At 57.7% G+C, this 25,142-nt stretch carries 21 protein-coding genes; 11 read left to right on the top strand and 10 right to left on the bottom strand.

From position 1 onward, the window contains the following. Nucleotides 1–23: 23 nt before the first annotated feature. On the top strand, nt 24–1,382 hold the full coding sequence (locus AC13DD_RS17125; protein WP_008175355.1) for a TrpB-like pyridoxal phosphate-dependent enzyme: 1,359 nt from the start codon (nt 24–26) through the stop codon (nt 1,380–1,382). Here the strand turns inward: AC13DD_RS17125 and AC13DD_RS17120 are convergent, their stop codons facing one another. The 5 genes from AC13DD_RS17120 to tmpT form a co-directional block, all read right to left on the bottom strand. Next, nucleotides 1,383–3,314, bottom strand: coding sequence for an alkaline phosphatase D family protein (locus tag AC13DD_RS17120; protein WP_039882089.1), 1,932 nt, complete (start codon nt 3,312–3,314; stop codon nt 1,383–1,385). Further along, the gene (locus tag AC13DD_RS17115; protein WP_008175351.1) at nt 3,311–4,870 is read right to left on the bottom strand and encodes a SpoVR family protein; all 1,560 of its coding nucleotides are present in this window, start codon (nt 4,868–4,870) and stop codon (nt 3,311–3,313) included. The genes AC13DD_RS17120 and AC13DD_RS17115 overlap by 4 nt, the downstream gene beginning before the upstream one ends. Continuing rightward, nucleotides 4,867–6,156, bottom strand: a complete 1,290-nt coding sequence (locus tag AC13DD_RS17110) for a YeaH/YhbH family protein (protein WP_206748289.1) — start codon at nt 6,154–6,156, stop codon at nt 4,867–4,869. Before AC13DD_RS17110 ends, AC13DD_RS17115 begins: the two co-directional genes overlap by 4 nt. 39 nt (nt 6,157–6,195) lie before the next feature. Beyond that, nucleotides 6,196–8,118 carry a PrkA family serine protein kinase gene (locus tag AC13DD_RS17105; RefSeq protein WP_482931515.1) on the bottom strand — a complete coding sequence of 641 codons (1,923 nt, stop codon included), beginning with the start codon at nt 8,116–8,118 and terminating at the stop codon, nt 6,196–6,198. Nucleotides 8,119–8,520: 402 nt separating this feature from the next. Beyond that, nucleotides 8,521–9,174 carry a thiopurine S-methyltransferase gene (tmpT, locus tag AC13DD_RS17100; RefSeq protein ID WP_008175346.1) on the bottom strand — a complete coding sequence of 218 codons (654 nt, stop codon included), beginning with the start codon at nt 9,172–9,174 and terminating at the stop codon, nt 8,521–8,523. A 93-nt stretch (nt 9,175–9,267) separates the two neighbouring features. Between tmpT and AC13DD_RS17095 the strand changes: the two genes are divergently transcribed. Continuing rightward, the gene (locus AC13DD_RS17095; RefSeq protein WP_008175345.1) at nt 9,268–10,203 is read left to right on the top strand and encodes a D-2-hydroxyacid dehydrogenase; all 936 of its coding nucleotides are present in this window, start codon (nt 9,268–9,270) and stop codon (nt 10,201–10,203) included. 48 nt (nt 10,204–10,251) lie between these two features. On the opposite strand, the gene AC13DD_RS17090 is transcribed toward AC13DD_RS17095, so the two are convergent. Beyond that, nucleotides 10,252–11,505 (bottom strand): OmpP1/FadL family transporter, encoded by a 1,254-nt coding sequence (locus AC13DD_RS17090; RefSeq protein WP_288366568.1) that lies wholly within the window; start codon nt 11,503–11,505, stop codon nt 10,252–10,254. Between the two features lie 200 nt (nt 11,506–11,705). Here AC13DD_RS17090 and AC13DD_RS17085 point away from each other — a divergent pair, with 200 nt between their 5' ends. Further along, a complete protein-coding gene (locus tag AC13DD_RS17085) occupies nt 11,706–13,067 on the top strand; it encodes a YihY/virulence factor BrkB family protein (RefSeq protein ID WP_008175341.1) in 1,362 nt (453 codons plus the stop codon). Here AC13DD_RS17085 and AC13DD_RS17080 read toward each other — a convergent pair. Then, nucleotides 13,050–14,099, bottom strand: coding sequence for an HDOD domain-containing protein (locus tag AC13DD_RS17080; protein ID WP_273156947.1), 1,050 nt, complete (start codon nt 14,097–14,099; stop codon nt 13,050–13,052). The genes AC13DD_RS17085 and AC13DD_RS17080 overlap by 18 nt on opposite strands. 110 nt (nt 14,100–14,209) lie before the next feature. Continuing rightward, complete coding sequence (locus AC13DD_RS17075) at nt 14,210–15,439, bottom strand: DUF445 domain-containing protein (RefSeq protein WP_405417055.1); 1,230 nt, start codon at nt 15,437–15,439, stop codon at nt 14,210–14,212. A gap of 531 nt (nt 15,440–15,970) precedes the next feature. On the opposite strand from AC13DD_RS17075, the gene AC13DD_RS17070 reads away from it, so the two are divergent. The 3 genes from AC13DD_RS17070 to AC13DD_RS17060 all read left to right on the top strand — a co-directional run bounded on the left by AC13DD_RS17070 (nt 15,971) and on the right by AC13DD_RS17060 (nt 19,229). Continuing rightward, a complete protein-coding gene (locus AC13DD_RS17070; protein WP_100169508.1) occupies nt 15,971–17,731 on the top strand; it encodes a DUF3141 domain-containing protein in 1,761 nt (586 codons plus the stop codon). Next, entirely contained in the window at nt 17,728–18,915 is a 1,188-nt protein-coding gene (locus tag AC13DD_RS17065) for a thiolase family protein (protein WP_288366557.1), read from the top strand. The genes AC13DD_RS17070 and AC13DD_RS17065 overlap by 4 nt, the downstream gene beginning before the upstream one ends. A 113-nt stretch (nt 18,916–19,028) precedes the next feature. After that, nucleotides 19,029–19,229 carry a YHS domain-containing protein gene (locus tag AC13DD_RS17060; protein ID WP_008175323.1) on the top strand — a complete coding sequence of 67 codons (201 nt, stop codon included), beginning with the start codon at nt 19,029–19,031 and terminating at the stop codon, nt 19,227–19,229. 148 nt (nt 19,230–19,377) lie between these two features. Here the strand turns inward: AC13DD_RS17060 and AC13DD_RS17055 are convergent, their stop codons facing one another. Next, nucleotides 19,378–20,112: a 16S rRNA (uracil(1498)-N(3))-methyltransferase gene (locus AC13DD_RS17055; protein ID WP_288366553.1), complete on the bottom strand. Its 735-nt coding sequence runs from the start codon at nt 20,110–20,112 to the stop codon at nt 19,378–19,380. A 29-nt stretch (nt 20,113–20,141) separates the two neighbouring features. Then, nucleotides 20,142–21,494, bottom strand: coding sequence for an adenosylmethionine--8-amino-7-oxononanoate transaminase (locus AC13DD_RS17050; RefSeq protein ID WP_053112939.1), 1,353 nt, complete (start codon nt 21,492–21,494; stop codon nt 20,142–20,144). Between the two features lie 249 nt (nt 21,495–21,743). On the opposite strand from AC13DD_RS17050, the gene AC13DD_RS17045 reads away from it, so the two are divergent. The 5 genes from AC13DD_RS17045 (at nt 21,744) to AC13DD_RS17025 (ending at nt 25,020) form a co-directional block, all read left to right on the top strand. Continuing rightward, on the top strand, nt 21,744–22,217 hold the full coding sequence (locus AC13DD_RS17045; RefSeq protein WP_082220541.1) for a type VI secretion system PAAR protein: 474 nt from the start codon (nt 21,744–21,746) through the stop codon (nt 22,215–22,217). Next, the gene (locus AC13DD_RS17040; RefSeq protein ID WP_199185500.1) at nt 22,218–23,480 is read left to right on the top strand and encodes a phospholipase effector Tle1 domain-containing protein; all 1,263 of its coding nucleotides are present in this window, start codon (nt 22,218–22,220) and stop codon (nt 23,478–23,480) included. It begins immediately after the preceding gene. Beyond that, nucleotides 23,477–24,085, top strand: coding sequence for a DUF2931 family protein (locus AC13DD_RS17035; RefSeq protein WP_053112937.1), 609 nt, complete (start codon nt 23,477–23,479; stop codon nt 24,083–24,085). The genes AC13DD_RS17040 and AC13DD_RS17035 overlap by 4 nt, the downstream gene beginning before the upstream one ends. Before the next feature lie 85 nt (nt 24,086–24,170). Next, nucleotides 24,171–24,563 (top strand): hypothetical protein, encoded by a 393-nt coding sequence (locus AC13DD_RS17030; RefSeq protein WP_053112936.1) that lies wholly within the window; start codon nt 24,171–24,173, stop codon nt 24,561–24,563. Nucleotides 24,564–24,627: 64 nt separating this feature from the next. Continuing rightward, nucleotides 24,628–25,020 (top strand): hypothetical protein, encoded by a 393-nt coding sequence (locus AC13DD_RS17025; protein ID WP_139216037.1) that lies wholly within the window; start codon nt 24,628–24,630, stop codon nt 25,018–25,020. The last annotated feature ends 122 nt before the right edge of the window (nt 25,021–25,142 follow it).

Genomic DNA, 25,142 nt, shown 5'->3' with positions numbered 1-25,142 from the left:
CAAACAGTAGGGATTTTTAATTCATGCAAACCAAGTTCCTTCTCGAAGAAAGCCAGATGCCGAAATACTGGTACAACCTGCAGGCGGATCTGCCTGAGCCGTTGCCCGCCGTGCTGCACCCGGGCACCCAGCAACCAGTGGGCCCGTCCGATCTTGAGCCGTTATTTCCGATGGCCTTGATTGAACAGGAAGTGACCACTGAGCGGGAAATCGAGATCCCTGAGCCGGTACGTGACGTTTACAACCTCTGGCGGCCGGCGCCTCTGTACCGGGCCCATCGTCTCGAGAAGGCCCTCGGCACACCGGCAAAGATCTTCTACAAATACGAAGGCGTCAGCCCGGCGGGCAGTCACAAACCGAATACTGCAATTCCCCAGGCTTTCTACAATCGTGAAGCGGGCATTCGCACCCTCACTACCGAAACCGGTGCAGGGCAGTGGGGCACATCGCTGTCCTTTGCCGGCTCTCTGTTCGATATCGACGTTACGGTGTTCCAGGTTAGGGTTTCCTACAACCAGAAGCCCTATCGCCGAGCGGTCATGGAAACCTACGGCGCCAAATGTGTGGCTTCGCCCTCGGAGCTGACCGAGTTTGGCCGCAAGGTGCTGGCAGAGACTCCGGACCACAATGGTAGTCTGGGCATCGCCATCTCCGAAGCGGTGGAACTGGCGGTCAAGGACCCGAACACCAAGTATGCCCTGGGCTCGGTTCTCAACCACGTATTGCTGCACCAGAGCATCATCGGCCTGGAAGCCATGCAGCAGATGGAAATGGCGAACTGCTGGCCCGATGTGATTGTGGGTTGTACTGGCGGTGGTTCCAACTTTGCCGGAATTGCTTTCCCGTTTATGGGGCACGCCCTGAGAGGCGGCGAGAAATCCCGGATTGTGGCGGTAGAGCCCTCGGCCTGTCCCACGCTGACCCGGGGCAAGTACGCCTACGATTACGGTGATACTGCCCACATGACCCCGCTGACCAAGATGCATACCCTGGGCTCCGGCTTTACACCGCCGGGCTTCCACGCCGGCGGTCTGCGGTACCACGGTATGGCACCCCTGGTTTCACATGCCAAGGAGCTGGGGCTGTTTGATGCGGTGTCCTACACTCAGCGGGAGTGCTTCGAGGCCGGCGTTCTGTTTGCGAGGAACGAAGGTATCGTGCCGGCTCCGGAGGCCAACCATGCGGTCAAGGGTGCCATTGACGAAGCCCTGCGCTGCAAGCGGGAAGGCAAGGATGAGGTGATCCTGTTCAACCTCTGCGGTCATGGCCATTTTGATATGGCAGCCTACACCTCCTACTTCGCCGGTGAACTGAGCGACCACGAGTACGACGAACAGGAACTGGCCATGGCCCTGTCCGGGCTGCCCTCGGTCAACGCCTGATCAGTCGTCTTTCGCCCGCTGTTTGAAAATCGTACCCCCGCCGCCGGCATCCAGTTGTCGGATGGCGGTGGGTGCGCCCTCGTCATCCAGTCGCACGTCTCCGATGCCCGCGCCGTTCCACAGCCGCTCGCCGGCCTCGCGGCCCTCGGGTAGCCTGGGGGAAATCCACATGCGCCGTCTCTTGGTGAACCAGTTAAGGGGCGACCAGGGTGCGAACAGCCAGCGATTGAGCCGGTCCAGCCATTCCAGCAGGGCGTTGGGGAATTCGTTCTTGATGCCGCTACTGGTGATCTGCCAGACGCGGGGACCGTTCTGTTTGTGGCGCACCCTCACATCGTAGGCAAACGAATAGTGAACATCGCCTGAGAGAATCACGAAGTGTCTGGGCGTTCGGGGGTGGCCGAAGATATTCAGTAGCACACTGGCCGCGCCCCGATGCGCCATCCAGTTTTCAGCATCCACCAACAGCGGCTTGCCAAAGAAGGTAAACACCCGCTGGATCATCTCGATGAGCTTTACCCCGAACATTGGCGCCGGCGAAACCACCACGACGGCATCCTCGCCCATGATTTCGTGTTGAAAATCGGTCAGTGATTCCCAGTCCATCAGTCCGGAGGGGTGACTGCGCCGGATTTCGCTCCGCCAGCGATGGGTGCGGGTGTCCAGCACCACCAGTCTGGGTGATGTTGGCAGGCTGAAGTGCCAGTGTTGAAAGTGGAACAGCTGGTCGATCAGATCATCCTGAATGGCCGTATCCAGCTCGTGTTGCCCGTTGCTGGACTCGAACAGCCTCTGACACTGTTCGATCAGTTGGCCGAAATTGCCAGGCTGGTTGCCCCAGCCCTGGCACAAAAGATAGCCCAGCAGGGCATTGCCAATAATGCGCCGGGAAAAGGGGTGTTCGTAAGCGGTGGTTTCCCAGAGCGCGGAGAGATTCCAGTCGTCCGTCACGTCATGATCGTCAAAGATCATATAGACGGACACGTTGGCCATGGCCCGCGCTGCCTGCGGAAGGCTCTTGCGGAACTCGTCGATGGCGGCCTGTTCTTTCCGATAGCGTGCCAGCTCGTCCGGGTCATCGACCGGCTCAGCACTGGTCACAAAAGCCCAGGGTTCCGGCGACCAGACCAGCAGATACATGGCCATAACCTCGGCAAAGGAAATCAGGTGATTGCCGGCATTGGCGGTGGTGAACACTGGTTTGCGGACGCCACCGAAGAAGCGCTCGGTCAGGTCTTCATTGAATTCGGATTCCGGCAGCAGTTCATCCCGGTGGTAATAGGCATTCGCCACCGAAGTCAGTTCCTTGCTGTGCGACAGCGAGGCGCCTTCCAGTACCTCCTGGTAAAGGCCCAGTTGGTGAATGACACACTGGATGGCATGTAACATCGGGCCGGCCACATCATCGGCGTAAACCTGGTCGCCGGTCATCAGGAGCAGAGACGGAACGTCCTCAAGCTTCTTTGCCTTCTGCAGCTCTTCATCCACTCGAACCAGCCCGTCAGGAGAGGGGTGGTGGGGTCTTCGGCAGGAGCCGTGGAGTATTCGGTCCAGCCTGGATTTCAGGGTAAAGCCCGGCCTCTCCCGGCCCTCGGGGCAGAGATGTGGAGCCCACGTCCGGATCCACTGGCAAGCCTCTGAGCCTTCGGCGGTGAGCCCCAGGTCGTATTCCAGCCGGGTGTCCTTTGGGAGAGTAGCCTCAGGCGTAATGGTCAGCAGGTTCAGCCAGGCTCGGGTACCAATTCTGAGTCGTGAAAACTCTGAATCGGCTAACGGACGATCCAGCAGGAGCTCTGTGCCTTTGAATACCTGAATTGCGAACTCTGACTGTTCGCTGGTTACCAGCCACAGAACAATAGAGTCCGGCGCGGCATGACGTAGAACCGGGCCGGCCAGTACCGGCCCGAATTTGTCACCAGGCTCCAGATTCAGTCCTCCTCAAATTCCCGGGGCGGGCAGTGGTGGTCTTCCACAACCGTGCCATCCTCTACGCTTTCCAGGTGCACATCAAAGCCCCACAGCCGGTGTACGTGACGCAGGACTTCGTCGGTTTCCTTGCCCAGGGGCACGCGGTCCACGGGAATGTGTCGAAGGGTCAGGGAGCGGTCGCCCCGCACATCCACATTCCACACCTGGATGTTGGGTTCCCGATAACTGAGATTGTACTGCCGCGCCAGTTTCTCGCGCAGATCCCGGTAGCCCGGCTCGTCGTGGATGGCGGTCACCCGGTAGACGTCTTCCTGATCGTCGTTCTGGATCGCGAAGAGTTTCAGATCCCGCATTACCTTGGGAGAGAGAAACTGCTGGATAAAGCTCTCGTCCTTGAAGTTCTTCATCGCGAAATGCAGGGTTTCCAGCCAGTCGCTGCCGGCGATGTCGGGGAACCATTCGCGGTCCTCGTCAGTAGGGTTCTCGCAGATCCTGCGCAGGTCCGTGAAGATCGAGAATCCGAGGGTGTAGGGGTTGAGGCCCGAATACCAGGGGCTGTTGAACGGCGGCTGATACACCACGGCTGAGTGACTCTGAAGAAACTCCAGCATGAAACCGTCGGTCACCAGACCCTTGTCGTACAAGCGGTGCAGCAGGGTGTAGTGCCAGAAGCTGGCCCAGCCCTCGTTCATCACCTGGGTCTGGCGCTGAGGATAGAAGTACTGGCCGAGCTTCCGAACGATGCGGATGATTTCCCGCTGCCAGGTTTCCAGCAAGGGGGCGTTCTTCTCAATGAAATAGAGAATGTTCTCCTGGGGCTCTTCCGGATAGCGTTTGCCGCGTCTTACCGGGTCATCGTCGTCGTCCGGTTTCGGAATGGTGCGCCAGAGATCGTTGATGCGCCGTTGCTGGTAATCTTCACGCTCTTTCTGGCGACGCATTTCTTCCGACGCCGATATCGGAGCCGGCCGCTTGTACCGGTCCACCCCATAGTTCATCAGGGCATGGCAGGAATCCAGGATTTCCTCCACCGCATCGACGCCGTAGCGCTCCTCACACTCCGCCACGTAATGGCGGGCAAACACCAGGTAATCAATGATCGCACTGGCGTCGGTCCAGGTGCGGAACAGGTAGTTGCCCTTGAAGAATGAGTTGTGGCCGTAGGACGCGTGGGCAATGACCAGCGCCTGCATCGGCAGGGTGTTCTCCTCCATCAGATAGGCGATGCAGGGATTGGAGTTGATCACGATTTCGTAGGCCAGGCCCATCTGCCCGCGCTGATAGCCCTTGGATGTGCTGAGAAACTGCTTGCCGAAGGACCAGTGATGGTAGCCAACGGGCATGCCCACGGAGCTGTAGGCGTCCATCATCTGCTCGGCGCTGATCACCTCGATCTGGTTCGGGTAGGTGTCCAGACCGAACTCAGCGGCGCACTTGGCAATCTCGTCATCGTATTCCTGGATCAGCTCGAAGGTCCACTCAGAGCCTGTGGAGATTGGCTCCCGGGCCCTGGGCTGATCACTTCCCGGCATATTGGGGCGGTCCATGAGGTTGGTCATGCGGCTTTCCTCTCGAACAGCTGGCGGAATACCGGGTAGATTTCACCGGGGTCGGCGATCTGCTGCAGGGCAAAGCTCTGGGGGAATTGCTCCTGAATCTTCTCGTATTCATACCAGAGCATCTGGTGGTCCTGCGGCGTGATTTCCACATAGGCAAAGTACTGAACCAGCGGCAGGATATTGTCGGCCAGGATCTTGCCGCATACCGGGGAATCGTCGTTCCAGTTATCCCCGTCTGACGCCTGCGCTGCGTAGATGTTCCATTCTGCCGGGGAATAACGGGACTCAATAATCTTGTGCATCAGCTTGAGGGCGCTGGAGACGATCGTGCCCCCGGTTTCCCGCGAATAGAAGAACTCTTCCTCGTCCACTTCCTTGGCGCTGGTGTGATGTCGGATGAAGACCACTTCGATCTTCTTGTAGTTTTTCTTGAGGAACAGGTACAGCAGGATGAAAAACCGCTTGGCGATGTCCTTGTGCATCTGGGTCATGGATCCGGATACATCCATCAGGCAAAACATCACGGCGCTGGTGGCCGGCTGCGGTTTTTTCAGGTGCTGGCGATAGCGCAGGTCGATTTCATCAATGAAGGGAATGCGGCGAACGTTTGCTTTCAGTCGCGCGATTTCCTCCTCGAGTACCTGGATCTGATCCTCATGGCTGAACGCCGGGTCCAGATCTTCTGGCGCCGATTTCAGCGCTTCAAGCTGCTTTTCCAGATCCCGGATCTTCTTCTTGCGCGCCCCTCCCAGGCCCAGCCTGCGCGCGTGGGCCCCGCGCAATGAGCGCACTACATCAAGCTTGGCCGGCACCCCATCGGTGCTGAAGCCAGAGCGGACATATTTGAAGGCTTCGGTATCCTTGAGTTTCTTGCGGGCCAGGTTCGGCAGTTCGAGATCGTCGAACAGAAAATCCAGGAATTCTTCCTGGGTAATCTGGAAAGCGAACTCATCCATGCCTTCGCCGTCCGGGCTGGCCTGCCCCTGCCCGGAGCCCTGGCCCCCACCACCATCGGGCTTGGGAATGGTGTCACCGGCCACAAACTCCTGGTTGCCCGGATGCACCATCTCCCGCTTGCCGCCCTGGCCATGGTGAAAGATGGGTTCTTCAATGTCGCGAGACGGAATACTGACTTTCTCGCCCCGCTCTATATCGGTGATCGAGCGTTTCTGAACAGCATCCGACACCGCACGTTTGATGTGGTGTCGGTAACGGCGCAGGAACCGTTCACGGTTCACTGCGCTCTTGTTCTTACCGTTCAGTCGCCGGTCGACTATGTGGGTCATTCCCATGGCGTTACTCCAGCTCAGTGAATGGTCACTGACTTAGTGAGACTTGCGAACCCGCAGGTACCATTCAGCCAACAGCCGCACCTGCTTCTCCGTGTAGCCTCGGTCGACCATACGCTCGACGAACTGCTTGTGCTTGTTCTGATCTTCCTGACTCGCTTTCGGGTTGAAAGAAATCACAGGCAACAGATCCTCGGTGTTCGAGAACATTTTCTTCTCGATCACGGCGCGCAGTTTCTCGTAGCTGAGCCAGGACGGATTCTTGCCACCGTTGTTCGCCCGGGCCCGCAGGACGAAGTTGACCACTTCGTTGCGGAAATCCTTCGGGTTGGAAATGCCCGCCGGTTTCTCGATTTTTTCCAGCTCTTCGTTGATTGAGGAGCGGTCGAGGATCTCGCCGGTATCCGGATCCCGGTATTCCTGATCCTGAATCCAGAAATCGGCATAGGTGACATAACGGTCGAACAGGTTCTGGCCGTATTCGCTGTAGCTCTCGAGGTATGCGGTCTGGATTTCCTTGCCGATAAACTGCACATAGTGCGGTGCCAGGAATTCCTTGATGAACCGGAGATACTTCTCATGAGTTTCAGCAGGGAACTGCTCCTGTTCGATCTGTTTTTCAAGAACGTAGAGCAGATGCACCGGGTTGGCGGCCACTTCAGTGGTGTCGAAATTGAACACCTTGGACAGGATCTTGAAGGCGAAACGTGTGGAGAGCCCATCCATACCTTCCATCACGCCGGCGGCGTCACGGTACTCCTGGATCGATTTGGCTTTCGGGTCCGTGTCCTTGATGTTCTGGCCGTCATAAACCCGCATCTTGGAGAAGATGCTGGAGTTTTCCGGCTCCTTGATGCGCGACAATACCGAGAACTGGGCCAGCATATCCAAAGTGTCGGGCGCGCAGGGAGCACCTTCCAGGGAGCTGTTGCTCAGCAGTTTCTTGTAGATCTCGATTTCTTCCGTAACCCGAACACAGTAGGGCACCTTGACGATATAGACCCGGTCAAGGAACGCCTCGTTGTGTTTGTTGTTGCGGAAGGTCTGCCACTCTGATTCGTTGGAGTGGGCCAGGATCACGCCATCAAAGGGCACCGAGCCCATGCCTTCGGTGGTGTTGTAGTTGCCTTCCTGGGTCGCGGTCAGCAACGGATGCAGGACCTTGATGGGAGCCTTGAACATCTCCACGAACTCCATCAGGCCCTGGTTGGCCTTACACAGGCCACCGCTGAAGCTGTACGCATCCGGATCATCCTGGGAGAAATCCTCCAGCATGCGGATGTTGACCTTGCCCACGAGGGCGGAAATGTCCTGGTTGTTGTCGTCCCCGGGTTCGGTCTTGGAGACAGCGACCTGGTCGAGTACCGACGGATACATTTTCACAACGCGGAAGTGGCTGATGTCGCCGCCGAATTCGTGCAGCCGTTTAACGGCCCAGGGCGACATGATGTTTTTCAGGTAGCGAGCGGGGATGCCGTATTCTTCTTCCAGAATCTGGGCGTCTTCGGCCGGATCGAACAGGCCAAGTGGAGATTCGTTCACTGGCGAGCCCTTGATGGCGTAGAAGGGCACTTTTTGCATCAGTGACTTGAGCTTTTCCGCGAGGGAGGATTTACCACCGCCCACGGGACCAAGCAGGTAAAGAATCTGTTTCTTTTCTTCCAGGCCCTGGGCAGCATGGCGGAAGAAGGAGACGATGTTTTCTACGGCGTCTTCCATGCCATAGAACTCGGAAAACTCGGGGTACCGCTTGATGACCTTGTTGGAAAATATCCTTGAAAGCCTCGGATCTTTCGAGGTGTCGACGAACTCTGGCTCGCCGATGGCAATTAACATTCTCTCAGCGGCCGTGGCGTAGGCCGTTGGGTCCTTTTTGCAGATCTCCAGGTATTCCTCAAGACTGTATTCTTCTTCCTGAGTACTCTCATACCGGTCTTTGAAGTGCTGCAGTATGCTCATAGATCGCCCTCGCTCGCTGTATCTTCAGCTTTCAGTTCACGCAATTTCCCCGTTGCAGTCAGTTCCGCCCGTCCGGGCGGTTTATTTAGTTATGGGTGGAAGGAATGGATACTTACAAGCCTGTGCACGATCTTGTCGAGGTCGGCTTGCTTACTGTGAGCTTAGTTCACGGTTCGGGAGTTGGACAGTGGGTGAGTGGTTAAGGTTCATTAAATTATGTTAGGCGGGTGTGTTGGTTTTGTAGCTTGCCGGGTTTGTGGGGGGACCGTGTGAGGGGGCTGGAGTGCACCGGGTGGCTTTCTGACAACGAATTGGCAACTCGCTTCGCTCAGACATCAAATTCGTTGTCAGAAAGCCACCCGATACACTCCGATCAGGCCTCCGGGGGGATGCCCCGGGAAGCTAGAGTTTGGTTAAACGGAAGACGCTTTCAGATGCGTTTTCCAGGCCTTTTCTCTTTGTAAACGGATGATCCTTGGCCAGGGTATTGGTCAGGATGTGCTCGATTTTATAGTCGTCCTGGTAAAGTTCCCGCACTTCCTCGTCACTGACGTTGAACGGCGGGCCCTTGATTTCGGTGTCGTAGTCCAGGGTGATGAGCAGGATTCTGGTGCCGTCGGGGATTATGGCGGTAAGGTGGTTTACGTAGTCTCTGCGCATGTGGGGCGGCAGGGCGATCAGGGCGGCCCGGTCGTAGACCAGTCGAACGTGTTTGAGGTCTTCCGGAACCAGTTGGAAGAAGTCGCCGCACCAGAGCTGCAGGTTGTCGTGTTTGAAGGTTATGAAGGGTTCGCCGGGGTGAACTTTGGCTTTCTCGCCGGCTTCTTCGAAGAAGTCCTTGCAGGCCAGTTCGCTCAGCTCTACACCGATGATCGGATGGCCGCGGTCGTGGAGCCACCACATGTCGTGGGCTTTGCCGCAGAGGGGCACGAAAACGGCGTCGGTGCCTTTGCCAGCCAGTTCCGGCCAATGGTCGTGGAGATACTGGTTAACCGTGCCCTCGTGGAAACCGATTTCTTTTTTGGCCCAGCGTTCGTGCCAGAATTCATGTTCCATGGTTCATACCCTGTTCGTGCTTGGACATGTTGAGTTTTGGACGTTTAACCAAGTCTACCCTAATCTGTGGCCATCTGGATTCAGGAGAAAAGTATGAAAGCTGTGTTTCTTGATGCCAAAACTCTTGGCGACGATGTGGATCTCTCGCCCATCGAGTCGGTGACCGGCGGGTTGGAAAAGTATGATCGGACCACGCCGGATCAGATCCTGGAACGCATCCGGGGGTTCGATACCGTGCTGGTCAATAAAGTAGTGCTCACCCGTGAGCATTTCGAGGCCTGCCCCGAACTCAAGACCATCGCCGTGGTGGCGACCGGATTGAATAACATCGATCAGGCGGCGGCGAAGGATCACGGCATCAAGGTCATGAACGTGACCAACTACGGCCGCTCAACGGTGGCGCAGCACACCATGGCGTTGATGCTGGCACTGGCCACTCGGCTTCTGGATTACACCCGCGATGTCCAGGCAGGGCGATGGGGCAAAAGTGACATGTTCTGCCTGATGGATCATCCGATCATGGAACTGGAGGGGCGCACTCTTGGTATTGTCGGTTACGGTGATCTGGGGCAGGGCGTGGCGGAGCGGGCTGCGGCCTTTGGTATGAAGGTTCTTCTTGGAGCTCGGCCCGGGCAGGAACCGGGTGTGGTCGATGGCTATTCGCGAATTCCACTGGACGAATTGCTACCCCAGGCAGACGTGCTCTCGCTGCACTGCCTGCTGACCGACGAGACCCGGGATCTGATCGGTGCCCGCGAACTGAAAATGATGAAGCCCGACTCGTTGCTCATCAACACCAGCCGCGGAGGCCTGGTAAACGAACAGGCGCTTGCGGACGCGCTGCGCGCCGGTGAGATCGGCGGTGCCGGTTTCGATGTGTTGACCGAGGAACCGCCCCGCAACGGCAACCCTTTGCTGGCGGACGATATTCCCAATCTGATTATGACCCCGCACTCGGCCTGGGCCAGTCGGGAAGCGCGGCAGAGGATCGTCGGCATCACCGCTGTCAATCTGAAATCTGTGCTGTAACAGGAAAGCCCCGGAAGATCCGGGGCTTTGCAGACTGGCCTTGGGAGATCAGTATTTCCAGCCCACGCTCACCGAGGCACCCAGCTGGTACATTTCCAGATCAATGGTCTGGTTCGGTGCCAGTGGGTTGGGTCCGGTCACTGTCTTGGCCGGGGAGTAAAAGGCCATGCCAGAGACATCGAGGTTTTCGGTGAAGCTGTGGGTGAATCCGCCAGTCAAGTGCCACTCCTGAACGCCCGGCGCCAGGATGTTGAACAGCACATCTTCGTCGGAGATAGGATTCTCTCCATAGCTGACGCCGGCCCGCCAGGCATGCGCCGGTGTTTGCTGCCACTGCCAACCCAGCTTGACGATGGTCATGTCGTCCCAGCCAAAGCCTGCGCCGTTATCATCGCCAAGCTGTGCGGTCTGCAGATTGGGCAGCAGCGGGTTGCCCACGCTGTTGATCTCGCTGTAACGGATGTGTTGGATATCCAGCAGGAACCAGTGGTTTTCAAGTCCGGACCAGGCGATGCCCGCGTTGAACATCTGGCGAATGTCGAAGTCGCCCTGTTCCGCAAAAAGGCCGCGGTATTTGTCGAATTCGTTCATCTTCAGAATGTTGCGCCAGCTCAGGCCGCCGCGGAGGGTGTCGGTGATTTCACCTTGCCAGCCGATCTGGTAACCGTAGCCCCAGGCATCGTCGGTGCCGTTGTTGGAAAGCGCGCCCGGGTCTGATGAGAATGGCGCGAAGCTCTGCAGGCCTTCAGCTTCGAAGCGCTGGTAGGCAATGACTGGTGAAATGCCGAAGGCCTGGTTGTCGGAGAACTCCCAGGACCAGGTCGGGGCAATAAAAAGCTGTTCGAGGTTTACGCCGGTACGGCCTGCATAGAAAGGCCCGCCACTTTCACCAGAGTAGTCGGTGTTCATGCCACGATTGGCATACACTGAAACCCCGAAACGTGTGGTGTCGGAAAGTTCCCGATTAAAGCCCAGGTGGGGGATAACGAAACCGTTGCGGCTGCTTTTGTATGTGCCCGGCTGCAATGAGAACGCAGGGGGAGGAGAGACTGGACCCTCTACGGTGTATTCCCGCCGGGGCGAAAAAACTTCGAACCCACCGTCAATCCGGTTCCCGACAAAAGCCATACCGGCCGGGTTGGTTGGCGCTGCAATGCTGTCCTGGGACAGCGCAGTGCCTGCGCCGGCCATGCCTTTGCTGATGGTGCCGTAGCCGTGACTGAAATAGCCGTTGGTGGCCAGGGCAGTCATCGGTGAGAAGGCGGTAAGTGCAGCAACGCCCAGAGCAAGTTTGATTCGCATAAGAAAATACCTGGTCAGAAAATACCATTTCTTGAATAGCGGCCTTTTTACAGAAGATCTGTTATAAGAGGAGGTAATAAATGATGATATGGTTATATTGGATGTGTGTCCCTCGCAAACTGCCGTTAATCGGCCATACTCTGGTTACACCGGATATCTGACTGATAATCTGAACAAAACATGGAACGACAGGACCTAAAGTGGCTTCATTCCAATTAAAAGACCGGCTTCAGGCAGCTGAGCGCTGGATTCTGGCGAATCCCAATCCGCCCCAGAGTTGGCCCTGGACCTGGTTGTACAAGGTCGGCCGCACTGCCTATGCGATGGCCCGGGATGTTCTCAGTGGACAATTGACTCTCCATGCCATGAGTCTTGTGTACACAACCCTGCTGAGTATCGTGCCTCTGCTTGCCCTTAGCTTCTCGGTGTTGAAGGCGCTGGGAGTGCATCAGCGAATGGAGCCGTTCCTGTTCCAGTTCTTTGAACCGCTGGGACCCCAGGGGATAGAGCTCGCCGAGCAGATTCTCGGATTCGTCGATAACATGAAAGTCGGAGTGCTCGGTTCTGTGGGGCTGGCGTTGTTGGTCTACACGGTGGTTTCCCTGCTGCAGAAAATAGAACGCTCCTTCAACATGATCTGGCGCGTCCCGGATATGCGCTCCATGGCGCAGCGCTTCAGTAACTACCTGAGCGTGATCATGGTGGGACCACTGCTGATGGTTTCGGCCATTGGCGTCAGCGCCACCATTTTTTCCTCAACCATTGTCCAGAAGCTCATAGAAATTGAGCCGTTTGGTTCGGTAATTCTTGTTGCCAGCCGTTTCACCCCATTTTTCCTGGTGGTTGGCGCATTCACGTTCGTTTACGTGTTCATGCCCAATACCCGGGTCAAGTTGCGTTATGCGGCCATCGGCGGTCTGGTGGCTGGTGTTTCCTGGCAGGCAGGCGGAATGCTGTTTGCCTCCTTTGTGGCGGGCTCTGCCAAGTACGCAGCAATCTATTCCAGTTTCGCCATCGGCATCATCCTGCTGATCTGGATCTATCTGAACTGGATGATCCTGCTTCTGGGTGCCAGCCTGGCGTTCTATCTGCAGAATCCGGGATCAGTGGCCAAGCGCCGGCAAGTGCAATTGGCGCCGGAACTGCAGGAGAATGTAGCGTTAGCGACCATGTGGCTGGTGGCCAAACCCTTCAGCGAGGGTAAGCCGGCACCTCAGCAGGAGGTGTTGGAACACCAGTTGAGGGTGCCAGGCGAAGTAACCCGCGCGCTCAGTGACAAGTTGATCCGGGCGGGGCTGCTTAGCCTGGCCGGCAGCCAGGGCGATCGACTTGTGCCGGGGCGTGCGCTGGATCTGATCACCGTGGGCGAGGTTTTGAAAGTGGTGCGCAACGATGAGGACCGGATCGTTGACCGGTTACCAAAGGTCATCCCTGCCGAATTGATAGGCCCGCGCAAGGTGGAGGAAACGCGAACCTTCGCTGAGTTGTTGCGGGCCGGTGATGACCTGGAGAAGCCCAGGCGTCGCGCTCAGGCGGAACCTGTGTCAGCTTCTGACAGTTGAGCGGCCGCCCTCCCGGAGCATCTTCTGCAGCGCCTGTCGCACGCTGCTGATTTGCTCCGGGGTCAGGCGCACCACTTTGGGCAGATCCTCTTCCGCAAGATTCCGCTGGTGGGCGTGCCTGAGTACTTCCCGGGTACCAATGACCATGCCATCGGTCAGAGGCGTATGCTTCTGCCTGGGGGCTGGTCGTTCTGCCGCCAGGAGATAGGCGTGGTACTTGGGAGGAAGGTTCCATTCATTCGCAAGTAGCTGGCAGGTGGCCCACTGGTACCTCGCCAGGGCATGGCGAATAAGCGCTGGCTCCGGTTCACCAGTTGCTGTGCGTGACCGGCAGATGCGCTGCAATTCCCGACGGATAGTGATGTAAGCCAATGAGGGCAGCAAACCCACCATGAAGTGCGCACTGGTGTCTTCGCCCTGTGTTCTGGCAATCAGTTCTGCTGCCCGGGCACAGGTCAGACCCCAGCGCCAGGCGCGCTGGCCAAATAATGCTTCACGGCTGTTCCTTGCCGCCATCATGGGGCGCATGACGGCTGCGGAAATGACGTTCCGGATGCCATCCACCCCCAGCACAAACACCGCCTGGTCTACCGATTCAATGGCATGGTCACTGGTTCGGAAGTAGGGGCTGTTGGCAATCTGGAGTAGCTGATCGGTCAGCGACGGATCACCAAGAATGATTTCTGTGAGCCGATGGCGGTCGGTTGATTCATCGGACAGGGCCCGCATGAGCATCGGCAGGCTCATGGGTTGGCGGGGAAGCTCTTCCATCCGGTTGTTGGTAAGGCGCTTGTGTAGCTCTTCCAGCACCTCATCCCATACTGAAAGATCGGCCCGCAACGTTGCGGGTTCTGCGTCCAGCAGCCAGGAGAACAAGTGGTCTTCCAGATGCTGGGCGAGTTCCGGGCCTGTGTCCGGAGTGTCGTTGGCCGGGTTCTCCGGAGCCGGATTGAACAGCCGCGCTTCCGGAGCCGGCGGTGCAGGCTGCTTTGTTGCGAATAATCCTGAAATCCAGGAGAGAAAACCTGGCATCCGTTGCCTCCGGGTCGAACCTGTTCGAAGTAATGAACCTCCGTTTCCGAGAGTATAGATGTACGACGCATCCTTGCACAGGTTTTAAGCCCGTGAATTATTGCAGGAATTTACAGGAACGACTCCCCGAACACGAACACCAGTTGGCAGACACCGGCGCCAAAGCCGAGGAATGCGCCCACCAGGATCAGTTTGATCTCATCTTCCTGGAAACAGGGCCGGAGCAACTCCTGAAACTCTTCGGAAGACAGGGCAATCATCCGCTCGACCATGATGGATTCCACGGCCCGGGCCCGGTCCTTCTCGAACACCGGGTTGTTGAACGATGTCTGCGATATTTCGATGGCTTTTTCGCCGACCTTGTTCTTGAGGGTGGCAAAGCCGGTGGGCCCGAAGGCCATCTGGGTCAGCGCCTTGCCCATGCCAGCGGTTTCATCCACCAGCGGTTTGATGTGTTTCTTGACCATGTTGCGGGCGCGGTCGCCTTTGGGGCCGTCGAGAATGGCGTTGATAATGTTGCCAACGGTGAGAATCTCGTGGGTAACAATGTGACAGAAGGACTCCGCCACGGCCGGCTGGCGTTTCAGGAACAGGCCCTGAATCCGGAAGGGGCCGACTTTTTTCGCGTGCAGCGGCCGGAAAATCACGTTCAGGGCAATCCAGTTGGTGGCCCAACCCACCAGAAGGCCGAAGAAGGGAAGCACCCACCAGCTCGGGTAGAGATACCAGACCGCCATCTGGATCAGGCCGAACAGGAAGCCGAAGTAGAGCCCCGAGTTGATGATGAACCGGAATTCCACCTCGCCGCATTCAATAAAGATCCGGTTCAGCAGCTCCTTGTCGGCGGCCAGGCGCTCGATGACCATGCCCTTGATATCCAGCAGGTCCTCGATGTTGTCGGACACGTCTTCCACCAGATTGTCCACCAGCTGAGGCGTGGATTTGCGGACGCGATCGTAGACCATCTTCCGGGCCGAGGCCGGCAGGTTTTCCCAGAAGGTGGGGTACTCCTTGAGCATCATCTCATCCACATATTCTTCGATGCGGGGTTCGACGGAGTGAACGATATGGGTGGCGAGGACTTTCGGATCGATCTGCTGGAAGATCTCTCGAACGGTGCCGATCTTTGAAATGGTGGCATCGACACTGATGGCCGCCATTTTTCGCGCCTTGGAGGGAATAATGCCTTGCCAGCCCAGTAGCGGTGGTTTGCCGATGAATTCCAGGGGGTAGAAGGTCATCTTGATGGCGAGCCAGTTGGTGCTCCAGCCGATCAGGGCGGCAATCACCGGGATACTGAGATATTGCCAGAATTCTTGGGTGTTTAGCAGGCTCGTCATCCTGGTACTCGCAGTCTCTTTAGTATTTTTGCTCTGACTCTGAGCGGGCGCGGGCAGGCGCTTCTGAAACACGCTGTGAATACGTCCCTGTATGCTCGGCTCCGCCATCTATGGCTCCGCACGGTTTCAGAAGTGCCCACCCGCTGTCAATGACCTGGGCGCCAGCTTGCGACGGCGGCACGGTCGGGGGTTGATCAACCGCTGATATTGCCTCATAACCATTTCCGGGCAGGAAGTATGTGTTCAGTCTAGATTCAGCTTGATCACATAGACTGGACACTAACGGTTAGCAAGAGCCGAAAGCTACACGCTTTCACCTCGTCCTGTTCTGGCCCATGGGTCGAGCAGATTCCCGTATCGCGGTGAGAGATTGAAGTGCGGATTTTGGCAATGTCTTCCTCGGGGTGGCCCTCGGTTTCATACTGGGCAAAACAGTTGGGGGTGTTCATCTTCGCTTGGCTGGCAATCCGGCTGCGCCTCGCAGAACCAGCTTAACCAAACCATATCCTGACACTGAGAGCTAAAACGACTATGAATACCAAGCTAACGAGAGACAAGGGGCCCGACCCGATGGTCAGGTCTGACAAACAGGCCACCATCCAGAGCAACCCGGCGGCGGAACTGTTCGCCTACCAGACCGACCTGTGGCGGCGCTGGGTGCGCTACCTGGACACCCTGCGCGAGCGAGCCAATAACATGCTCGAGCATGAGCAGGCCGGCAAGCCACCGCTACTCGACTTCGACTATGAAATGATCCTGGACGGCCGCCGACTGGAGCGCCCCGCCAATTATGCCCTGCTACGTATCACCCGGGTCGGCGAGGACTGTCTGGAAGACTGCCTTGACGAGACCAAACCGCCGGTGATGATCGTCGATCCGCGCGCCGGTCATGGCCCCGGCATCGGCGGTTTCAAGCAAGATTCCGAAGTAGGCATGGCACTCCACGAGGGGCACCCGGTCTATTTCGCGATCTTCTTCCCCGAGCCCATGCCCGGGCAGACGCTGGAGGACGTGTTAAACGTACTGCGGCGCTTCGTCGAGACGCTGGCCGAGCGCCATCCCGGCATGCCGCCGGTGCTCTACGGCAACTGCCAGGCGGGATGGGCCATCGCACTGCTCTCGGCTGATTGTGAGGGCCTGGTCGGGCCGGCGGTGCTTAACGGCTCACCGCTGTCCTACTGGTCCGGCGAATCCGGCGTTAATCCCATGCGCCTCGCCGGCGGGCTGCTGGGCGGCGCCTGGGTGACGCACCTGCTGGCGGACCTGGGGGGCGGGCGCTTTGATGGCGCCCATCTGGCGGCCAACTTCGAATCCCTCAAGCCGGCAAATACCTTGTGGCAGAAGGACTACCAGTTGTTTGCCGACATCGACGGTCAGCGCGAGCGATTTCTGGACTTCGAGCGTTGGTGGACCGGCTTCTATAGCCTGAGCAAGGAAGAGATTGTTGCTATCGTCGAGAATCTCTTCATCGGTAACAAGCTGGAGCGTGGCGAGTTTGAAGTCCATCCCGGTTGCACCGTTGACCTCAAGCGCATCCGCAACCCGCTGGTGATCTTCGCCTCCAGTGGAGACAACATCACCCCACCGCACCAGGCGCTCAACTGGATCCCCGCGGTGTACCCGGACACCAAGGCACTCAAGGCCGCTGGCCAGCGCATCGTCTACCTGATCAACCCACACGTTGGCCATCTGGGAATCTTCGTTTCCGCCAAGGTCGCACGGCTGGAGCACCGGGCGATCCTCGAGAGCGTCGGCGATCTCAATGACCTTGCCCCCGGGCTCTACGAGATGAAGATAGACAATCCCACCGGCGACCCGGACTGTCACAAGCCCCAGTTCCAGGTGCGTTTCGAGGAACGTCAGGTGGAAGATCTGGAGTACCCGGACCAGGCACCGGAGTTCGAGCGCGTAAAAGCCCTCTCCAGGCGCAATGTGGCCCTCTACGAGACCTTTGCCGGGCCCTGGGTACGGCGGGTCACCACCCCCTGGTCGGCCGAGATGCTGCGCCAACTGCATCCGGCAAGAACCAGCCGCCTGATGTTCTCGGAGCGCTTCGCGCCCTGGATGGGCGGGGTCAAGTGGCTGGCCGAGAGGATGGAGACCAGGCCAACGCCGGTCAATAGCAGTAACCCCTATCGGCAATGGGAGACGTCAATGAGCGACTCCATCGCCTCGGCACTGACGCTTGCGGGCACGGCCCGCGACAGTGTCTTCGAGATGGCGTTTAAAAGGCTCTATGGCGGGTTATGGCCCGGCAAGGACAAAACAGATACGCGAGGTGATCAATCATGAAAGAATCCAACGTCGTTCTCTGCGCCCCGGTACGCACAGCCATCGGTACCTACGGTGGCACACTCAAGGCCATACCGGCACCCGACCTCGGTGCTACTGCCATCGCCGAGAGCCTGCGCCGCTCGGGCCTGACCCCCGACGATGTGCAGAGTGTGGTGCTGGGTCAGGTGGTTCAGGCCGGCGCCAGGATGAATCCGGCGCGCCAGGCTGCGATCCACGCCGGATTGCCGGTGTCGGTGCCGGCCATGACGGTCAACCGGGTCTGCGGCTCCGGCGCCCAGGCGGTGATTAACGCCGCGCAGGAGGTGATGCTCGGGCATCGTGACTGTGCTATCGCCGGCGGAATGGAGAACATGGATCTTGCGCCCTATCTGGATCTGCACGGGCGCTGGGGCCACCGCATGGGCAATGGCGAGATTTACGACAGCATGCTGCGCGACGGGCTCAATGATGCCTTCTCTGATCAGCACTCCGGGTGGCACACCGAAGACCTGGTCAGCCGCTTTGACATCAGCCGCGAGGACCAGGACCGTTGGGCGGCGCGCAGCCAGCAACGCTTCAGCGAGGCTCAGGCGGCAGGACGCTTCGACGCAGAGATCGTGCCGGTCGAAGTCACATCCCACAAGGGCACGGCGGCCTTCGGGCGCGATGAGCACAATCGCCCCGACGCCACCGCCGAGGGCCTCGGCAAACTCAGGCCGGCCTTCCGCAAGGACGGCACCATTACCGCCGGTAACGCCCCTGGGCTGAACACGGGTGCGGCAGCAATGATCGTCGCTGATCGCGCCTGGGCGGAACGCCGTGGCCTTGAGCCCATGGCGCGGCTGGTGAGTTACGGCATCGGCGCGGTGGAGCCCGGCTATTTCGGCCTGGGCCCGGTACCGGCGGTGCAACAGGCACTGGCACGTGCCGGCTGGAGCATGGGTGATATCGAGCGCATCGAGATCAACGAAGCCTTTGCCGCCATCGTCCTTGCCCTGACCCGGGAGCTCGGTCTGGCCGAGGATATCGTTAACGTGGAAGGCGGCGCGATTGCGCACGGCCATCCAATCGGAGCCACCGGCGCAGTGCTGACCACCCGGCTGTTACACGCCATGGCCCGGGATGGCGTGCGCCGTGGCGTGGTTACCCTGTGCATCGGTGGCGGCCAGGGGGTAGCGCTGGCGTTGGAACGCCTGGCGTAATCACGAATCAACCCGCACGCGCAGCTCGATAAGCTCACCGATGCGGTGGTCTGTTAGTGGAAAGGCGCAGCAAAATCTGCATTATTGTGAACTGTAAAAGAGAGAGGGCAACAATGAAACGCGGACGAGAAGAGCAAAAATCTTTCGAGGATCCGGTCTGTGGCATGCAGGTCAGCTACAAGACAGCCCCTGCGGAGTCCGAATACCAGGGTAAACACTATTACTTCTGTGCGACGGCTTGCCGCGAACAGTTCGACGCGGACCCCGAACGGTATGTTCGGGCGCACCGGCAGCATGGGTCAAGGCGTGGGTGAACCTGGCAGCATTCGTGATCGTGATCGGCGCCGCCCTGGCTGTTGAGTGATGCCCGGCTTTGCTGCAGGCTGACAGGGATTGTGTCGCCGACCCCTCTATGTCGATGACGTGGGCGCCAGATCGAGACGGCGGCACGGTCGGGGTTGGTCAGCTGCCGATATCGCCCCATAGCCATTGACAAAGCGCCATGGCTGCAACCGGTGCGGTTTCGGTTCTCAGTACCCGAGGGCCCAGGGCCACCGGCAGGAAACCTTCTTTTTCCGCCTGGGCGATTTCCTCGGGGGAAAGGCCGCCCTCGGGGCCGATCATCAGGGCGACGCGTTCGGGGGGGATAATGGATTTGAGTGCATGCTCGGTACGGTGGTGAAGGACAAGACGCACTTCGCAGTCCCGGCTGTGTTCCAGCCACTGGGAAACGGTCATCACCGGCAGGATCTCGGGCACCCGGGCGCGACCGCATTGCTCGGCGGCGCTGATGGCGACGGATTGCCAGTGGCGCAGGCGCTTGTCTTCCCGGTCGCCCTTGAGTTTTACGTCGCACCGTTCTGTGCTCAGCGGCACGATGCGGGTAACGCCCATTTCCACCGCTTTCTGCACTGCGTAGTCCATGCGGTCACCCTTGGAGAGAGTCTGGCCGAGAACGATTTCCAGTGGGGATTCGGTGGTGTTGGCTTCCGGGGTACCAACCTGGACTTCCACGTTCTTCTTGCTGGCACTGGAAATGGTGGCGGGGTAGTCGTTGCCATCACCGTTGAAAAGCAGCAGCTCCTGTCCCGGCTGCATGCGCAATACCCGGCCCACATGTTGTGCGGCGTTGTCATCAAGTGCTGCGGTGCCGCCCTCGGTGAGGGCGGAATCGGTGTAGATGCGGGGTATGCGCATGAGCTGGTCTCTCAGATTCCGGGCGGCTGTCAGTCGCGAACTGCGATCTCAATGCCTTCCGTCGCAACCTGGCCCAGATGGCGGATCTGTTCTTCGGTGATCACGTAAGGCGGCATGAAGTAAACCACATTACCCAGGGGGCGAAGCAAGGCCTGGCGGGTTAATGCATGCTGGTAAACACGAATGCCACGGCGCTCCTGCCAGGGGAAGGGCGTTTTCGACGCTTTATCTTTCACCATTTCCACCGCCATGGTCATGCCATGCTGGCGAATGTCGCCGACATTGGGGTGCTCCGCAAGATGGGCGACGGATTTGGCCATGCACGTGGAGAGCGCGCGGTTGCTCTCAATCACATTGTCATCCCGGAAGATGTCCAGGGTCGCCAACGCCACGGCGCAGCCAATGGGGTTGCCCGTGTAGCTGTGGCTGTGCAGAAACGCCTTGAGGGTCTCATAGTCGTCGTAGAAGGCGTTGTAGACATCATCGGTGGTCAGTACCACCGACAGAGGCAGGTAGCCGGCGGTGAGCCCCTTGGACAGGCACATGAAATCCGGAGTGATGCCCGACTGCTCACAGGCAAACAGGGTGCCGGTGCGGCCAAAACCAACGGCAATCTCATCGGCAATCAGGTGCACGCCATAGCGGTCGCAGGCTTCCCGCAGTTTGGTGTGGTAGATGGGATGGTGCATGCGCATGCCGCCGGCGCACTGGATCAGCGGCTCCACCACCACGGCGCAGATTTCGTCGTGCTTCTCGGCCAGCAGCTTTTCCATGGCCTCAAACTGGCGCAATGCATAGGCTTCGTCGGTCTCACCCGGCTCCTTGTTGAAGGCGTCCGGTGAGGGGGCTGTCAGAACTTCCATCAGTAGCGGCTGATAGGTGTCCTTGTAAAGCGATACATCGCCGAGTGCGAGGGCGCCCAGGGTTTCACCGTGGTAGCTGTTGCTCAGGTTCACGAAGTTCTTCTTGCCCGGTTTGCCGTGGTTCTTCCAGTAGTGGAAGCTCATCTTCAGGGCCGCTTCGATGGCCGAGGAGCCGTTGTCGGCGTAAAAGACTTTGTTCAGGCCGGGTGGAGTAACCTCGATGAGTCGCTCGGACAGATTGACCACCGGCTCGTGGGTAAAACCCGCGAGGATGACGTGTTCCAACTCGCCAATCTGCTTCTGGATCGCCGCGTTGATTCTCGGATTGGCGTGGCCAAAGAGATTGACCCACCAGGAGCTGACGGCATCGATAAATCGATTGCCTTCAAAGTCCTCAAGCCAGACACCCTCGCCACGCTTGATGGGCACCAGGGGCACGGCGCCTTCGTGGTCTTTCATCTGGGTGCAGGGGTGCCACACGGACTTGAGGCCACGGGTGACGAGGTCAGCATTGCGCATGATAATTCTCCGTCAGACGGTCTGATTCTGGGTTGTCGCTGTTAACCTGTGCGAATATTACAGTTAACAGCGGGTATCGGCCACCCGGATTTCGGGTCGAGCTGGCCCGGTATTGCCTGACGTTTCCTCGCTCTTGATTCCGTCACACTGTGAGATCGATGGGTTTGGCTGGAAGAGCGCTTCAGTATAAACTGCCGTTTTACCCGCAACGGGCCAGGATGGCCCGGCAAATAACGCAAAGGACGCGACATGAGTAAAGCGATTGTTCTGCTCGGAGACCTCGGCTCCGATCACGAAGGTTTCCCGCCCACGCCGGTGATTGCCGGTTCCCCCGATGTGCTGATTGATGGCAGGCCCGTTGCCCGGGTAGGCGACCCGCTGGCACCCCATTCCAAACCCAAGCATCCACCCCATCCCCGCACCATCACCGGTGGTTCGTCCACCGTGATGATCAACGGCAAACCGGCGGCGGTGACAGGCGGGGCGATTTCGTGTGGCGGTGTGACTATTGGGTCGGGGTCGGTGGTTATTGGTGATACTCACACGCCGGCGTCATTTTCGGGAGTATCCAGCGCCCCTGCGAAGTTAGGCAGGATTTTTGATGCTGCAGAATCCAAGAGTGGAGTTGAGGGTCTTTTGGATGCAGAAATGAAGACTGGGCCATCTCAATTGCGAGACGGTAGTCGTGCCGATGACGCCGATTTGAAGCATAGTCAAGATTAGATTCTTACTCGTCCTAACAAGCGAGAGAAAGCTGGAAATTCGCTGAGAATAGGCATCTTCTTCGATGGAACTGCCAACCACAAAGACAACGACAAACACCTGCCAGATAGGGATATTACCAATGTCGCGAAGTTGTTTGATCTCTACGAGTCTGGAGCAAATTCAGAGCGGATTTACATCCCCGGGCCAGGAACGATTGCCGGGCATATCGCGCCAGACGGCTTTGACGCTCGCGAAGACATAATTGGTTTGGCCTTGGGGGTAGGTCCCGAAGGGGGCCACAAACGGATTCAGACAGCGATCACTGCACTCAACGACATTCTGGACGAAAGTAAGCCTGATGTAGTTGTGTTGGATGTATTCGGGTTTAGCAGGGGAGCCGCGCTGGCCCGGCATTTCGTGAATCTCGTTAATGAGTGGCCCGCCTCAATAATTTTGCCAGAGATAAATGAGCCGAGCCTGTCAACGTCGGTAGTTAGCTTTCGTAAGTTAAATGCGTTTCCTCGCGATATCACTGCAAGAGTCGGATTTATAGGATTATTCGATACTGTAGGAAGCTTCTATCTTCCCGGAAATCAAAATAACCTGGATTTTAATGTCAATCTCAGGCCGGACAGTGCCGACAGGATTGTTCATCTGACCGCTCATCATGAGATCCGTAGAAACTTCCCCCTTTCGAGTATCCGGGAACCTGCTGGACTTCCATCCAATTTCTCAGAGATAGCATTGCCGGGTGTCCACTCGGATGTTGGTGGGGGTTATGAAAATCCGGTTGGAGGTATCCAGAATCACGAAATCTTCACTGTCAGAGTCTTTTCTGGTCATGGTATGAATTATCGGACAATCCAGAGTGCCCAGAAAAAAATTGAAGCGCTTAACCGAAATGATCACCGCAACATCCAGGCTCGCGTTGAGGGCACGGATGTAATCGCGGAGGAGAGGCGAGCAACTCGAAAGGAATTGGCGATTCATGCTCTTCACCTTATGTATGAGATGGCGGTATCAGAGGGCCTGCCCATGTCGCCTATGGATTTGTCAAACGCCAACCACAGAATCCCCGATGACCTTAAGAAAGCTATTGACGCTTGGCAGGAAGCTGGAGCCAACCTCTTTGCTGCTAGGAAGTATTTGGGGAAATACATGCATACCTCACATCGAGAGGATGTATTGCCTCACCTTCCTGAGAACTCTGGTAAGAGAAGGATCTTCTATAACAGGCCCTCGTTAGCCGTCCAACAACAAGAGGTCACTGCACGACCATGACAAAGCACGTTGCAAATTGTCTCGCCATCAGCCGCCAGATGGTGTTGTTGGTGTTGATCACTGGCCTTGTTGCCTGCTCTTCGGAGAGAAAAACCTATGAATACACCGTCATCGTCTCCGGGGGGCCATCCGGGTGGCCGGTCTGGGTTGAAGAGGTAACACTGAACGGCGACCGCAGAATACCCGGTGGAGCAATCAGTTACGGGTATGATCAAACGCCTCCAACTGGCGGCCGAATTGTTATAGACCCGGCACCAGTTCCGGAACGGGTCGAAGCCCGCTGGTTTTCGCACAGGGAGCAGAAATTTTACGAGGTCTCGCTACCCATGCCCGAGGAATTCAGTGAGACCGTTGCCGAGTGGTTCGAAGATTATCCGACGCCGAAGTATGGGCATTACTTTATCGTTGGCTTCTCAGGCAAAGGCCAGGCTCTGGCGTGGTGGCGAGCATCGTGTCGGGATTGCGCGGGTGACGAAGATTCAGGTTTTGCCGCCCCGGTAATCGACGAATTACGTGCTGAAGCTGCAAATGGTGACCCCTCCGGCTATCAAGCGCAGGTGCAGCATTACATTGACAAAGGGGTCATCCCTGCGCCCGCCAGGTAGGACGTTGAGCTGTCGTTACGCAAAAGAGAAATGCGTAGTGAAGGTGACTCCATGATGGGCACCAATATCACTTAGGTCATTGCTGATGATCGAGGCACTCACAGTTATTTCAGCGTTCTTGGGGATTGCCTCCATGATAGGCGGCTTACTGGGAATACTGTTTACAGTGACAGTAGCGTTTTCGAGGATACGCGTGGTAGAGGCCAAGATTGCCGCGCCCGGCGCCTACCTGGATATGACAAAAATTCTGTGGGGCGATGGCCCCTGGGGAAGGTGGATTCGTGCCATGAACGTCTGGGCCTTTTTCACCTACAGGAATCTCCCTGTGATCGGTAGCAAAGTTGCGTTGCGAATGGGTACAGAGGATAAGGCGACTCCCAGGAATTTAAAGCTGTGGGCGCTTATCCCTGTCAGCTTTACTTTTGTCTGCGCAATGATCTTTGCGTTGTCGGCAATTTTTTTGGTGATTGTTGAGTGAAAAGTCGCCCGCTGTGAACAGCCCCTTTTTTCTCTTACAAAACCGAGCTATGGGGCGAGCAACCGTGAGTGATGAATGGCGAATCTTTGCAGCACATGTGGTGGCTGGAGGCATTCTGCTGAACCTGTTGTTCATCTTTGTGATCGTGACCACGGGGTTTCGTTATGCCAAAAAAATAGAACAACGAGTCGCGACGCATTCTGGCAGTCTTTCCAGTATCAGCCAGATCTGGTCAGAGGCGCTTGTCGGTCGTCTCGTCAGGTGCAGCCATGTCTTTGCGTTCCTTGTTTTCCGTAATTGTTCGTCTCGTTTCTGGCACAGGCGAGCATCGACGTTGGGCGACCCAGATGTTCCGCTGCCAAAGCTCTGGCAAGCGTGGTGTCTCGTTCCTGTTCTGTCAATGTATGGAACGCTCGCCGTTGTTCTGGTGGCAGGTGTATTAATGCAGTCTGAATGAAGCGCTCCCGCCGATGGCAAACTGCTGGGCTTGCCGGCATCTGCCGCAGCGCAAGTGTCTGAGATTTTGAAGTTCTTGAGAACGTGCCAATAAATTAAAAACCAAAAAAGCAAGGAAGCTTA

The organism is Marinobacter sp. L-13 (genome assembly GCF_056857715.1).
This window is presented reverse-complemented; position numbering and strand designations above follow the sequence as displayed.

Bases quoted from the DNA above. Each gene is read 5' to 3' on its own strand.
- AC13DD_RS17065 (WP_288366557.1), top strand. From the start codon at position 17,728: ATGAAAGAATCCAACGTCGTTCTCTGCGCCCCGGTACGCACAGCCATC.
- AC13DD_RS17110 (WP_206748289.1), bottom strand. From the start codon at position 6,156: ATGACCCACATAGTCGACCGGCGACTGAACGGTAAGAACAAGAGCGCA.
- AC13DD_RS17080 (WP_273156947.1), bottom strand. From the start codon at position 14,099: ATGCCAGGTTTTCTCTCCTGGATTTCAGGATTATTCGCAACAAAGCAG.
- AC13DD_RS17075 (WP_405417055.1), bottom strand. From the start codon at position 15,439: ATGACGAGCCTGCTAAACACCCAAGAATTCTGGCAATATCTCAGTATC.
- tmpT (WP_008175346.1), bottom strand. From the start codon at position 9,174: ATGGAACATGAATTCTGGCACGAACGCTGGGCCAAAAAAGAAATCGGT.
- AC13DD_RS17095 (WP_008175345.1), top strand. From the start codon at position 9,268: ATGAAAGCTGTGTTTCTTGATGCCAAAACTCTTGGCGACGATGTGGAT.
- AC13DD_RS17030 (WP_053112936.1), top strand. From the start codon at position 24,171: ATGATCGAGGCACTCACAGTTATTTCAGCGTTCTTGGGGATTGCCTCC.
- AC13DD_RS17045 (WP_082220541.1), top strand. From the start codon at position 21,744: ATGAGTAAAGCGATTGTTCTGCTCGGAGACCTCGGCTCCGATCACGAA.
- AC13DD_RS17115 (WP_008175351.1), bottom strand. From the start codon at position 4,870: ATGACCAACCTCATGGACCGCCCCAATATGCCGGGAAGTGATCAGCCC.
- AC13DD_RS17125 (WP_008175355.1), top strand. From the start codon at position 24: ATGCAAACCAAGTTCCTTCTCGAAGAAAGCCAGATGCCGAAATACTGG.
- AC13DD_RS17050 (WP_053112939.1), bottom strand. From the start codon at position 21,494: ATGCGCAATGCTGACCTCGTCACCCGTGGCCTCAAGTCCGTGTGGCAC.
- AC13DD_RS17090 (WP_288366568.1), bottom strand. From the start codon at position 11,505: ATGCGAATCAAACTTGCTCTGGGCGTTGCTGCACTTACCGCCTTCTCA.
- AC13DD_RS17060 (WP_008175323.1), top strand. From the start codon at position 19,029: ATGAAACGCGGACGAGAAGAGCAAAAATCTTTCGAGGATCCGGTCTGT.
- AC13DD_RS17035 (WP_053112937.1), top strand. From the start codon at position 23,477: ATGACAAAGCACGTTGCAAATTGTCTCGCCATCAGCCGCCAGATGGTG.
- AC13DD_RS17070 (WP_100169508.1), top strand. From the start codon at position 15,971: ATGAATACCAAGCTAACGAGAGACAAGGGGCCCGACCCGATGGTCAGG.
- AC13DD_RS17055 (WP_288366553.1), bottom strand. From the start codon at position 20,112: ATGCGCATACCCCGCATCTACACCGATTCCGCCCTCACCGAGGGCGGC.
- AC13DD_RS17105 (WP_482931515.1), bottom strand. From the start codon at position 8,118: ATGAGCATACTGCAGCACTTCAAAGACCGGTATGAGAGTACTCAGGAA.